The sequence below is a fragment of the Flavobacterium pisciphilum genome, assembly GCF_020905345.1.
Classification (GTDB): Bacteria; Bacteroidota; Bacteroidia; order Flavobacteriales; family Flavobacteriaceae; genus Flavobacterium; species Flavobacterium pisciphilum.
In genome coordinates, this window is record NZ_JAJJMO010000001.1 from 2,134,629 (window position 1) to 2,147,238 (window position 12,610).

12 protein-coding genes are annotated in these 12,610 nt (G+C 31.8%); 7 read left to right on the forward strand and 5 right to left on the reverse strand.

The annotated features are described in order from the left end of the window. The first annotated feature begins 116 nt into the window (after positions 1–116). Entirely contained in the window at positions 117–359 is a 243-nt protein-coding gene (locus LNQ49_RS08780; RefSeq protein WP_229988336.1) for a hypothetical protein, read from the forward strand. 55 nt (positions 360–414) lie between these two features. Here LNQ49_RS08780 and recQ read toward each other — a convergent pair whose 3' ends face one another. Continuing rightward, complete coding sequence (gene recQ, locus LNQ49_RS08785) at positions 415–2,610, reverse strand: DNA helicase RecQ (protein ID WP_229988339.1); 2,196 nt, start codon at positions 2,608–2,610, stop codon at positions 415–417. 84 nt (positions 2,611–2,694) lie between these two features. On the opposite strand from recQ, the gene LNQ49_RS08790 reads away from it, so the two are divergent. The 4 genes from LNQ49_RS08790 to lptB all read left to right on the forward strand — a co-directional run bounded on the left by LNQ49_RS08790 (position 2,695) and on the right by lptB (position 5,649). After that, positions 2,695–3,660 (forward strand): KpsF/GutQ family sugar-phosphate isomerase, encoded by a 966-nt coding sequence (locus tag LNQ49_RS08790; protein ID WP_229988341.1) that lies wholly within the window; start codon positions 2,695–2,697, stop codon positions 3,658–3,660. 26 nt (positions 3,661–3,686) lie between these two features. Further along, positions 3,687–4,481, forward strand: coding sequence for a twin-arginine translocase subunit TatC (gene tatC, locus LNQ49_RS08795; protein ID WP_428978351.1), 795 nt, complete (start codon positions 3,687–3,689; stop codon positions 4,479–4,481). Then, positions 4,474–4,821, forward strand: coding sequence for a carboxymuconolactone decarboxylase family protein (locus tag LNQ49_RS08800; protein WP_035619476.1), 348 nt, complete (start codon positions 4,474–4,476; stop codon positions 4,819–4,821). The genes tatC and LNQ49_RS08800 overlap by 8 nt, the downstream gene beginning before the upstream one ends. A gap of 87 nt (positions 4,822–4,908) precedes the next feature. Continuing rightward, entirely contained in the window at positions 4,909–5,649 is a 741-nt protein-coding gene (gene lptB / locus LNQ49_RS08805) for an LPS export ABC transporter ATP-binding protein (protein WP_229988344.1), read from the forward strand. 91 nt (positions 5,650–5,740) lie between these two features. On the opposite strand, the gene LNQ49_RS08810 is transcribed toward lptB, so the two are convergent. After that, positions 5,741–6,598, reverse strand: a complete 858-nt coding sequence (locus tag LNQ49_RS08810) for a glycoside hydrolase family 25 protein (RefSeq protein WP_229988346.1) — start codon at positions 6,596–6,598, stop codon at positions 5,741–5,743. Between the two features lie 12 nt (positions 6,599–6,610). Further along, a complete protein-coding gene (locus LNQ49_RS08815; protein ID WP_229988348.1) occupies positions 6,611–7,327 on the reverse strand; it encodes a CDP-alcohol phosphatidyltransferase family protein in 717 nt (238 codons plus the stop codon). Between the two features lie 189 nt (positions 7,328–7,516). Between LNQ49_RS08815 and LNQ49_RS08820 the strand changes: the two genes are divergently transcribed. Then, positions 7,517–8,587 carry a putative type IX sorting system protein PorV2 gene (locus tag LNQ49_RS08820; RefSeq protein ID WP_487313309.1) on the forward strand — a complete coding sequence of 357 codons (1,071 nt, stop codon included), beginning with the start codon at positions 7,517–7,519 and terminating at the stop codon, positions 8,585–8,587. 34 nt (positions 8,588–8,621) lie between these two features. Next, positions 8,622–9,761 carry a lipoprotein N-acyltransferase Lnb domain-containing protein gene (locus LNQ49_RS08825; protein ID WP_229988350.1) on the forward strand — a complete coding sequence of 380 codons (1,140 nt, stop codon included), beginning with the start codon at positions 8,622–8,624 and terminating at the stop codon, positions 9,759–9,761. A gap of 2 nt (positions 9,762–9,763) precedes the next feature. Here LNQ49_RS08825 and LNQ49_RS08830 read toward each other — a convergent pair whose 3' ends face one another. Both LNQ49_RS08830 and LNQ49_RS08835 read right to left on the reverse strand, forming a co-directional pair. After that, on the reverse strand, positions 9,764–11,158 hold the full coding sequence (locus tag LNQ49_RS08830) for an exopolysaccharide biosynthesis polyprenyl glycosylphosphotransferase (RefSeq protein WP_229988352.1): 1,395 nt from the start codon (positions 11,156–11,158) through the stop codon (positions 9,764–9,766). Positions 11,159–11,249: 91 nt separating this feature from the next. Then, positions 11,250–12,608: an O-antigen ligase family protein gene (locus tag LNQ49_RS08835; protein ID WP_229988354.1), complete on the reverse strand. Its 1,359-nt coding sequence runs from the start codon at positions 12,606–12,608 to the stop codon at positions 11,250–11,252. Positions 12,609–12,610 lie beyond the last annotated feature (2 nt).

Below are 12,610 nucleotides of genomic sequence, written 5' to 3' on the forward strand. Positions count from 1 at the left end.
ACGAAAAACAGAATGCAAAAATAGTATTTTGAAGTGGAATTTGTTCTGTTATCAAGCATCCATTTTTTAAAATAGACTTTGTACCTTTGTTACTTTCAACTCTGATCTAAAAATAAATGTCAAGAAAAATAAAATTAATTTGGGATTTTCGTGGTCCAGCATCCGCAAAAACAGCTGAACACCATGAAATTCATTTAAAAGAATTCATTGCTATAGAAAAGCTTCCTTTAAATATAACTGGTTTTACAATCCTTAACGATATGTATGCTATTGCTTACATGGTTGTAACCGATGAAAATATGATTCAGGTTCGTGATGCTTTAAAACCACACCGCGGAGAAGTATTTCCTGAAAATTAGTTTTCAATCACAGTTTTCAGCAATATTAAAAACTGAAAACTGTGACTATAAACTTTTAATTAGCTACTTCGCTAATAAATTTTATTCGCATTAAGCGTAATTCATCTATATCATACTCTCCATCAAATTCTTTGAGAGCATCTTCTATTTTATCTGATTCTGATTCCATGAAGTATTCGTGAATTTCTTCTTGCTGATCATCATCCAGCATATCATCAACCCAATATTTAATATTAAGTTTAGTTCCTGAATAAACGATTTGCTCCATTTCCTTAATCAAAGCATCCATCGAAAGTCCTTTTGCTGAAGCAATATCATTAAGTGATAATTTACGATCAATGTTCTGGATAATGTATAATTTATTTACTGAATTAACTCCAGTAGATTTTACAACCAAATCATCTGGACGTATAATATCATTTTCTTCAACATACCTATTTATTAAGGCTACAAAATCTCCTCCGTATTTTTTCGCTTTTCCTTCTCCTACTCCATGTATATTATACAATTCAGCAATAGAAATTGGATATTTTAAAGCCATATCCTCAAGTGATGGATCCTGAAATACCACAAATGGAGGAACGCCTAATTTCTTAGCTACTTTTTTTCGTAGTTCACGTAACATCCCCATCAAAACCTCATCGGCAGTACCTCCCGATTTTGATGCTGTTACTATTGCTTCATCTTCATTTTCGTTATATTCATGATCCTCAGACATCATAAACGAAACTGGTTTTTTAATAAAATCTAATCCCGCTTTGGTGATTTTTATAACTCCGTATGTTTCTATATCTTTTGATAAATATCCGGCTACTAATACTTGACGAAGTAAGGCCATCCAATATTTTTCATCCTGATCCGAACCTGACCCGAAGTAAGACTGCGAATCTGTTCTATGTGCTTTTATAACAGCATTTACACGTCCTATTAAAGTAAATACTATTTCTTTGGATTTGTAGATATGTTTTGTATCTCTTACAATCTCCAACAATTTCACTACTTGATCTTTCGCTTCAATTTTAGTTTTTGGATTACGAACATTGTCATCCATATCTGCACCTTCACCTGTTTCGCTATCAAATTCCTCTCCGAAATAATGAAGTAAGAACTTTCTACGCGACATTGATGTTTCAGCATAAGCCACTACTTCTTGTAATAAAGCAAAACCAATTTCTTGTTCAGCAACTGGTTTCCCTGACATAAACTTTTCTAATTTCTCTACATCTTTATACGAGTAATATGCCAAACAATGTCCTTCTCCACCGTCACGACCTGCACGACCAGTTTCTTGGTAATAACTTTCAAGTGATTTTGGAATATCATGATGTATTACGAAACGAACATCAGGTTTATCTATCCCCATCCCAAAGGCAATAGTCGCCACAACAACATCTACATCTTCCATAAGGAACATATCCTGATGTTTTGCTCTTGTTTTAGCATCTAATCCTGCATGATAAGGAACAGCACTGATACCATTTACTTGTAAAACTTCGGCAATTGCTTCTACTTTTTTACGGCTTAAACAATATATAATTCCCGATTTTCCTTTATGTTGCTTTATAAAACGAATAATATCCGATTCTATATTTTTGGTTTTCGTACGAACTTCGTAGTATAAATTTGGTCTATTAAACGACGCTTTGAAAGTATTAGCGTCAGACATGTCAAGATTTTTTAAAATATCTTCTTGAACTTTTGGGGTAGCAGTTGCGGTAAGTCCAATAATCGGCACATCACCCAACTGTTTAATAATATGTTTTAAATTTCTATATTCAGGTCTAAAATCATGTCCCCATTCTGAAATACAATGGGCTTCATCTATAGCTACAAATGAAATAGGTACATTTTGAAGAAATTGCACATATTCTTCTTTAGTTAATGATTCTGGTGCAACATATAATAATTTTGTCAAACCAGAAGTAATGTCCTTTTTTACTTGGGCAATTTCTGTTTTGGTAAGTGAAGAATTCAGAACGTGAGCAATTCCGTTTTCTGAAGAAAGACTCCGAATCGCGTCAACCTGATTTTTCATCAAAGCAATCAAAGGAGATACAACTATTGCTGTTCCTTCCTGAATTAAAGCGGGCAATTGATAACAGAGTGATTTTCCTCCTCCGGTAGGCATTATAACAAAAGTATTTTTTTTATCGAGTATACTTTTTATAACCTCCTCCTGCAATCCCTTAAATTGGCTAAAGCCGAAATACTTCTTTAATTCTTTATGTATTTCAATTTCGTTTGAATTCATTCTTTATTTTATGGTATTTTGTATAAATTTGCATCAATAAAGATACAACTTTCTTTTACACTTACAAATTTTAACTATTCTGTTTTGATAACAAAAGAAAATATATTAGCTATCGCTAAAAAAACAATACTATCTGAAAGTGAGGCAGTTGCAAAGCTAGTTAATTTTTTAGATGAAAATTTCACTCAAGCCGTTCAACAGATATACGAAACAAAAGGTCGATTAGTAGTCACCGGAATAGGAAAAAGCGCAATTATTGCACAAAAAATGGTTGCTACTTTTAATTCTACTGGAACACCTTCTTTATTCCTTCACGCGTCTGAAGCAATTCACGGAGATTTAGGAATGATTCAAAATGAAGATGTTATTATTTGCATCTCTAAAAGTGGTAATAGTCCAGAAATCAAAGTTTTAGTTCCTCTTTTAAAACGTTTTGGCAATATACTAATTGCCATAACAGGAAATACGACTTCTTTTTTAGCAAAAGGAAGTGATCATGTCCTGAACACCACCGTTGACATGGAAGCTTGCCCAATAAACCTAGCCCCAACTAATAGCACTACTGCCCAACTAGTAATGGGAGATGCTCTTGCGGTTTGTTTAATGGAAATGCGTGATTTCAAACCAGAAGACTTCGCTGTATACCACCCAGGAGGAGCATTAGGAAAAAAACTTTTACTTCGCGTAAAAGACATGATTGAACATTCGTTAAAACCAACTGTAGCCCCCGATTCTTCAATCAAAAAAGTTATATTTGAAATATCAGAAAAGCGACTAGGGGTAACCGCAGTTGTAGAGAACGACAAAATAATCGGAATCATTACTGATGGTGATATTCGACGAATGCTAAACGACAGAGATTCTTTTGCCGATTTAACTGCAATAGACATTATGACCAAAAACCCAAAGATGGTATCATCAGACACGATGGCTGTCGACGCCTTAAACATTTTAGAAGATTTTTCGATAACACAATTAATCGTTTCTGACAATGGAGAATACAAAGGCGTACTACACTTACATGACATTTTAAAAGAAGGAATCGTATAATGACAAAAAAGAAAAACCTAGGCGAAATGTCGTTTTTAGACCATCTTGAAGAGCTAAGATGGTTATTAGTTAGAAGTACAGTTGCCATAATAGTAATGGCTTTTATAACTTATTTTATAAGTGATTACTTATTCGATGTTATAATTTTCGGACCGACAAGACCAACGTTCTTTACCTATCAATTTTTTTGTGAATTATCACACAAACTAGGATTTGCAGAGAACATTTGTATTACCGAAATGCCTTTCATCATTCAGAATACACAAATGGAAGGACAGGTAAACGTTTTTGTATGGATGTGTATCTTAGCAGGATTCATCTTAAGTTTCCCCTACATCTTATGGGAAATATGGAAATTCATTAGCCCTGCATTGTATGAAAAAGAGCGCAAGAACGCCAAAGTATTTATTTTTATTTCCTCATTACTTTTCTTTCTAGGTGTAATTTTCGGCTATTATGTAGTAATACCAATGTCGGTAAATTTCGTAGCTACTTTTACAGTAAGTGATATTGTAAAAAATCAATTTACACTAGAGTCTTATATTGGAATGGTAAAAACAAGTATTCTTGCCGGTGGACTTTTCTTTGAACTACCAATTATCATTTATTTCCTTACCAAATTAGGACTTGTTACTCCTCGTTTTTTAAGAAAATACTGGAAATATGCCGTAATCATAATTTTAATTGTAGCAGCAATTGTAACTCCACCAGATGTTGTGAGTCAGACAATTGTAGCAGTACCAATGTTATTAATATATGAATTGAGTATCTTTATTTCGGTACTTGTATACAGAAACAAAAACAAAGAAGAAAATGTCTGATATCATTCAAGAATTTAACGACTATCGTTCTAAAATGAACGAGAAATTATTAGCTGATAATAACAAAATTGTAAAACGAATTTTCAACTTAGACACAAATGCATACGCAGCTGGAGCGCTTGATGTTAAAACAAAAGAACTTTTAGGCTTAGTCGCATCAGCAGTTTTACGTTGTGATGATTGTGTAAAATACCATCTTGAAACTAGCTTTAAAGAAGGTGTTACCAAAGAGGAAATGATGGAAGCAATGGGAATTGCAACCTTAGTTGGCGGTACAATTGTTGTCCCTCACTTACGTAGAGCTTATGAATTCTGGGAAGCACTAGAAGAAACTAAATAATTGTTAATAGATTTATTTGTTGATTCGTTTATTCGTTAATTTGTAGCGATTAAACGAATCAATCGTTTAAACGATTAAAGTAAAAAAATGAAATTAAGAGCCGATAATTTAATCAAAACTTACAAAGGCCGTAGTGTAGTAAAAGGTATTTCTGTTGAAGTAAATCAAGGAGAAATAGTTGGTCTTTTAGGTCCGAATGGTGCTGGAAAAACCACTTCATTTTACATGATTGTAGGACTGGTAAAGCCTAACTCGGGAAATATTTATCTTGATGATTTAAATATTACCGATTTTCCTATGTACAAAAGAGCACAACACGGAATAGGTTATTTGGCTCAAGAAGCATCTGTTTTTAGAAAATTAAGCATTGAAGATAACATATTAAGCGTATTACAATTAACCAAGTTATCAAAAGCGGAACAAGTAGCTAAAATGGAAAGCTTAATTGAAGAATTTAGCCTAGAACACATTCGTACCAACCGAGGAGATTTACTTTCGGGAGGAGAACGTCGCCGTACCGAAATTGCACGAGCTCTAGCTACTGACCCTAAATTCATCTTATTAGATGAGCCTTTTGCAGGAGTTGACCCTGTCGCAGTAGAGGACATTCAGCGAATTGTAGCTCAATTAAAAAATAAGAATATCGGAATATTAATTACCGACCACAACGTACAAGAAACTCTTGCTATTACTGACAAAACTTACCTAATGTTTGAAGGAGGAATTCTAAAAGCCGGAGTACCTGAAGAATTAGTAGAAGATGAAATGGTACGTCGTGTATATCTAGGACAAAATTTTGAACTTCGTAAGAAGAAGTTGGAATTCTAATAAAAGTAAAATATGAATGGTAAAAAGTAAAATGTTAGTTTATTTTTTACCATTTTCCTTTTGCATTCCCCTTTTTTCATCTCACAAAAAATCAATCAACCGTTATAAATTGCAATTGCTGTAGATCTCCGTTATAGATATTTACATCAACAGTATGCTTTATACCTGGCACCGTTGCTTTTTCTGTAAATTGCCAAAACAACCATTCGTCTTCCATTTTTTCTCGATAAAAATTATAATTGGCTATCCAAAAAAGATAATCACTAAATTCATCTTTTAAGAAATCATCATAATATCTTTCTCCTGTATAAATTATTGGTCGCACTTTATAATGGGCTTCCACCTTATTCAGCCATCTTTTTAATCCCTTTTTTAAACTATCAAGTGATTGATTTTTTGGCAACCTTTCGATATCCAAAACAGGAGGTAAATCACCTTTTTCTAGTATTACAGTTTTAATAAAGAGGTCAGCCTGTTCTATTGAGTTTTCATTTGGACGATAATAATGATACGCACCACGAATTGTCTTATTCTCTTTGGCTCCTATCCAGTTGCGTTTAAACTGAAAATCTTTTCTGTCTTTCCCTACAGTAGCTCTAATAAACACAAAATCTATAGGGTATTTTTTCTCTAAAGTATCTACATAAGACCAACTGATTTTTCCTTGGTATTCAGACACGTCCAAACCAATCGATTTGCCTTTATGATTTGCCAAAACCTGAAAATTCCTAACATCTGAAAGACGTTTATCTTCTGTTTCTTTTTCAAGAACTTTATCCGTTTTAAAACTAAAATAATAAGCCAATCCATTACGATAATGGTAGACGGCTCCTAAAAAAAGACCAATAAAAATTGATGTTATAAGAAACCTAAAAACTTTACCAAATGAACTGCTTGATTTGGATTTCCGATTTGAAGCTGGCCTTCTTTTAGTAACTTTTCTTTTCATTCAATAAAAAAACTACTTTTTAGAGAAGTTATTGTTTATTACAGATAATAATACATAAGTGATAATTACTAATGGGATCCCTAGATATTTAAAGAAAATCAATAGTAATAGTGAGAATACTAAGAACCCAACTTGCAAGAGATTGTCTTTTAAATTGAATTTCTTAATTTTTAATGCAAACAAAGGTATTTCTGCATTTAATATATAAGCACTAAATAATGCTATCGCTAATAAAATCCATTGATTTGTTAGAATTTCAAGAATCATTAATGAATCTGAAAATTTTAAAACCAAAGGTAAACTTAAGATAAACAATGCATTTGCAGGAGTTGGTAAACCAATAAATGAATCTGTTTGGCGGGTATCAATATTAAAATTGGCTAATCGATAACAAGAACCTAATGTAACGATAAACCCTAAAAATGGAGTAAATTCTGAACCTATTATATCATGAGAACTTGAACTACTAACAAACAAGCTATACATTACATAACCTGGTACAACTCCACTAGTCACCATATCAGCCAACGAGTCTAATTGCAACCCCAATGGGCTAGACACTTTAAATAATCGAGCAAAAAAACCATCAAAAAAATCAAAAAATATCCCTAAACAAACAAAATAAAAGGCCATTTCATAATCTAATTTAGAAACAAAAATAACAGCTATGCATCCACAGAAAAGATTAATTAATGTAATAGCATTAGGAACATGTTTTTTAATATTCATTGCAAATATATTTTAAGTATGATAAACGACAAATTTACTATAATAACTGAATGGAATGCACGTTTTCATTAGAGTTTTTTGCACAAAAGTAAGACTTTAGCATTATTTACAGAAAGGAATAAATAAGCTCAGTAAAAAATTATATTTTTGATAAAAATTAAACAGACTTCGGTTTATAAAAATTAGCTCTTGAGGAAAATTTTATTGTTTTTACTACTCTGTGTTTACACAGCCAATTACAGCCAATCTGTTAGAAAATACTCTAATGAGTTTATGAACATTGGTGTTGATGCCGCAGCTCTTGCTATGTCGAGTGCAGTCGTAGCATCTACTAAAGATGTAAATTCAGTTTACTGGAACCCAGCTGGTTTAACCAATCTCGAGGATCACCAAGTCGCTTTAATGCATGCTAATTATTTTGCCAATATCGCACAATATGATTATATTGGCTACGCCAGTCCAATAGATGACCAAAGTGCATGGGGAATTTCACTAATACGTTTCGGTGTAGATGATATTTTAAATACTACTGAATTGATCGATAGTCAAGGAAATATTGACTACAATCGAATTAGTCTTTTTTCGACTGCTGATTATGGTTTTACCTTTTCGTACGCAAGAAAATTACCTGTTCCTGGATTTCAATATGGAGTAAATGCAAAAGTCATACGCCGTATTATTGGTAAGTTTGCTAATTCTTGGGGATTTGGATTTGACCTAGGGTTACAATTTGAAAAAAATGATTGGCATTTTGGTTTAATGCTACGTGACATTACAACCACTTACAATGTTTGGAATATTGACGAGAAAGAATACAAAAAAATTTCGAATGCTATTCCGGGAGAAAATCAAGATTTACCCGAAAGCACCGAAATCACATTGCCAAAAGCACAATTAGGTATTGCGAAGAAATTTATAATCAGATACGATTATAGTGTTTTGGTAGCTACAAATATGAATATGCGCTTTGAGAGAACAAAAGACATTGTTTCTAGTAACTTTGTAAGCATTGATCCAGCATTAGGATTAGAGTTTGGTTATACTGATCTTGTTTTTTTAAGAGCTGGAGTAGGAAATTTTCAAAATGTAACACAATTAGACAATTCTGAAAAAGTAGGTTTCCAGCCTAACATAGGACTAGGTTTTAAATATAAAGGTATTCAGGTTGATTACGCTTTGACTGATTTAGGAAATCAAAGTGTTGCTTTATATTCTAACATATTCTCGCTTAAAGTAGATTTAGGCGTCTTTAGAAGATAAAAAAGAGTATTGATAATTCATTAAAAAAACATTTATGAAAACGTATTCATCAAAAAAAACATTCTTACTGCTTTTATTTTTTGTGCTTATCAACAATAGTTTTGGACAAAATATTTTATTATCCAAAGATTCTAAAGTTAGCGTTTTAACTTGTGGAACTGGTAATGAATCCTACTCTCTTTTTGGTCACACAGCTATTCGAATCAAAGATTCTATAAATGCTATTGACTTGGTGTATAATTATGGCGCCTTTGATTTTAACACGCCTAATTTTGTTGCAAAATTCACAAAAGGAGATTTACAATATTTTGCAACTGTACATCCTTACTCAGATTTTATTAATGAATACAACAGCGAGAAACGCAGTGTTTATGAGCAGGAATTAAATATCCCAGAAAGCCTGAAGCAAAAATTATTTGATAATTTAAATACAACAATACTATCAGAAGACAGATATTATACTTATAAATTTATCGATAAAAACTGTACTTCGATGGTCGTTGATATCCTTAACAAATCTTTAAATAGCACAGTAATCACAAAGAAAGGAGATACCGACAAAACTTATCGAACAATTCTCTATCCTTATTTTGATGGACATTTTTATGAGAAACTAGGTATCAGTATTATTTTTGGAAAAAAAGTAGATGAGTTGGGTACAAAAATATTTTTACCTTTTGAACTAAAAACCAGTTTAAACAAGACATCTTTTCAAAATCACCCCTTAGTTAAACAAACAAAAACTATCTTATCTTTTGATAAAGTACCAAACCATTCTTGGTGGAATAATTGGTATTCATATATCATTATATTGGCATTTATCATCTTCATAAATAAAAGAAGTGTTGATAAAGTTTACCTTTTAATAATGGGGTTATTAGGTTTATTCTTTGTCTTTATCGGATTTTACTCCTTACACAAAGAATTAGAATTCAATTACAACATTTTACTATTCAGTCCTCTTTTATTACTTCTTTTGATTTTTAATCTTATAAAGAATAAGAAATGGACTTATAGATTATCCCTAATTCATATAATCCTACTAATTACTTATGGATTGTTTATGATTAATAAAGCTTCTTTCTTTATCGTTTTACCTTTGATAATAACTAGTGGAGTTGTTTTGGTACGCATAGCTATCAAGAATAAGAAGCCAATTCCTATTATCATATAAATTTATTGTCCTCTGTAAAATAAAACAGTAGTAATAGTTTTAAAAGTGATACTCATATCAAGAAAAATACTTCTGTGTTTAATATAATACAAATCATATTGTAATTTTATTAAACTTTCTTCTATTGATTCTCCATAGGAATAGTTAACCTGTGCCCAACCAGTAAGCCCCGGCTTTATGACATGCCTTGTTTCATAAAACGGCATAACCTGAGCAATCTCTTTTACAAAAAAAGGACGTTCTGGGCGTGGTCCTATAACAGCCATATCTCCTTTTATAACATTAATAAATTGAGGCAATTCATCAATTCTAGACTTACGCATCATTTTTCCAAAAGGTGTTACACGAACATCATTTGCAGCAGCAAAAGCAACTCCTTTTGATTCGGAATTTTTCACCATTGTTCGAAACTTATATATTTTAAAAACTGCCCCATCCTTTCCTATCCTTTCTTGAGTATAAAAAAGTTTACCTCTATTTCCTATACAATTCCCTATAAGAATAAATGGTATTAAGAACAGCCCGATTAAGAGTCCTAACAAAGAAAAAGTAAATTCAAAAAAGCGTACAACCACTAAATATAATTTATTGCTATTGCTACGGCTAAAAGGGAAAAAACGATAAAAATCTCTCGCTATATATTGCACTGGAATACGTTGTGTCTTGCTTTCATAAACTTGGGTATATTCCCTGATTATCTTACCTGATTCAAGTAAATGCAATAATTGCTGGTATAAGTCAGCAGTAAGACCGTCTGTCTTTTGCGATGCTATAACAATTTCTGAAACTCCTTTTTCGAGAACAAACTCTTCCAGATCTTCTTTTTTAACCTCTTTTACATATTGATATCCTATCGGATTCTTATTTGAAGTATCTAGATTTACAAATCCAATAATTTTATAATTTGGATCTACATTCTCCAATCCCAAAACTAATTCTTCTAACTGATCTTGATCACAAATTAAAACTACATTTTGAAAGAAACGGTGCGAAGCGAGAAAATACACATAGAAGAAACGCCAAAATAGAACTACAAAAAGTATAGTGAAGTAAAATATAATAATCGAAATTCTTTGCTTGGGTAATTCTGGCGATAAAACAGGGGTTAACAAATAAACCAAAACCGTAGTCGAAACAGCAATAACAGTACTTTTGAGAATTTGAAATTGATTACTCGCTACTTGTAAATTATACATTTCGAAAATGGATCCGAAAAGATTGAGATAAATTACCAATACTATTACTCCATGATAATTAGCACTTGATATATTAAAATAACGGTAATCAAACACCTGACTCAAAATATATAAAGCACCTAAGACAAAAAGAGAATCAAAAAATCTAAGAATGACTTTCCGTTCTGATATTTCAAAATGAATTTTATTTTTTTGAGGCATTTAAATTAAATCAGTTAAGTTGTATAGTTAAATTTGGGGAAATTTAAAATTACAGGAGCAAATGTATTATAAAATTAATAGTTAGGCATTATTAATCCGAAATAGTATTTATTTTTATGTAATTATCGGTTTTATTCCTAATTACGCTAACCAAAGTTAATGCATATATAAATGCTGGTGCTGCAATTCGCATAGCGGCATGATTAATAGTTAAAAACCAGAAAGCATAAAATGATAAAAAGTATAGATTACTTCGGTCATTGTAATACAATACAAAAGGCATAAAAAAAAGTATTAACAGTCCTGATATACCAAATATACCATGCTCACTTAACATACGTGTTATTTCATTATGTGAAGCTACATCTACTCCAAAAATTTTTTTCCTATACTCTTTTCCCAACCCTGCTCCAATTCCTACTATTGGATTATCAAAAAAAGTTTTAAGTTCAATATCCATAATCACCTCCCTTCCTCCTAATCTATCCTTTTTTACTCTTCCAGCAGCATCTTGATTAGCATAGCGTTTCTCTATTAATCCAAAAGTTTGTATAGAAGTATATGTCCAAATTCCTGCTCCCATAATCGCAGTAATAACAAATACCATAGCTAACTTTCCTCTGACTTTTGCACTCGAATAATAATACAACAACAATAGTAATATAGCAATCATAACTACTCCAGTAATTACACCTCCTCTAGAGAAGGTTACAATGGCTCGATAACTAACAACTAAAAGTAATATTCCGTTTAAAACCAGCATTTTTTTTGATTTCGAGAAAAGAATTAATTGAGTAAAAAATACAAACATCCCTAACCCTAATATAGTAGAGACCTGATTAGGTCCGAATCCCCCAGAAGTTTCAAAATTAGACTGAGTCCCTGTAATAACACTTTGTACACTAGGATTATATAAAAACAAATAAGCAGTAGTTGTAAGAATAGGTAATCCCATTGCTAAAACTATATCCTGCAATTCCGAAAAGGTTATTTTTCGATTAAATGTATATATCGCACAAACTCCTAGACATAAAGGTCCCGAAAGATTAAAAAACAAAGCTTTCTTTACATCTACTGATAAAATATCAGTAGTAGCAGTGATCAAGCCACCTGGAATTAGTAATACCAAGAAGAGCCAATACACAAATGAATTAATTGTAAAGCTGCTATAAATCATCCCAACCAACATGAAGAAAATAACACTAATCTTAATGTACTCATTATTAAAATTACCTCCTGTCATTCTCAAAAACACTTCAACTCCTACCATATAAGCAGCAACTACAAGAACTTCATTATGTCTATTTTTAGTTTTAAAAACAATGTAAAACCCTAATATAGGTAGTAAAAGAGCATAAATTTTTGACAAAAAAGGCAACACAAAAACTGCTAAAGCAATTAATAAATGAATTAAAATCAATCCATAATAAGAGAAAAATTTGTTCTTCATAA

Excerpts from the sequence above, each read along its gene's own strand:
- LNQ49_RS08815 (WP_229988348.1), bottom strand. The coding sequence starts at position 7,327 with ATGAATATTAAAAAACATGTTCCTAATGCTATTACATTAATTAATCTT.
- LNQ49_RS08810 (WP_229988346.1), bottom strand. The coding sequence starts at position 6,598 with ATGAAAAGAAAAGTTACTAAAAGAAGGCCAGCTTCAAATCGGAAATCC.
- LNQ49_RS08830 (WP_229988352.1), bottom strand. The coding sequence starts at position 11,158 with ATGCCTCAAAAAAATAAAATTCATTTTGAAATATCAGAACGGAAAGTC.
- LNQ49_RS08835 (WP_229988354.1), bottom strand. The coding sequence starts at position 12,608 with ATGAAGAACAAATTTTTCTCTTATTATGGATTGATTTTAATTCATTTA.
- tatC (WP_428978351.1), top strand. The coding sequence starts at position 3,687 with ATGTCGTTTTTAGACCATCTTGAAGAGCTAAGATGGTTATTAGTTAGA.
- LNQ49_RS08825 (WP_229988350.1), top strand. The coding sequence starts at position 8,622 with ATGAAAACGTATTCATCAAAAAAAACATTCTTACTGCTTTTATTTTTT.
- LNQ49_RS08780 (WP_229988336.1), top strand. The coding sequence starts at position 117 with ATGTCAAGAAAAATAAAATTAATTTGGGATTTTCGTGGTCCAGCATCC.
- recQ (WP_229988339.1), bottom strand. The coding sequence starts at position 2,610 with ATGAATTCAAACGAAATTGAAATACATAAAGAATTAAAGAAGTATTTC.
- LNQ49_RS08800 (WP_035619476.1), top strand. The coding sequence starts at position 4,474 with ATGTCTGATATCATTCAAGAATTTAACGACTATCGTTCTAAAATGAAC.
- lptB (WP_229988344.1), top strand. The coding sequence starts at position 4,909 with ATGAAATTAAGAGCCGATAATTTAATCAAAACTTACAAAGGCCGTAGT.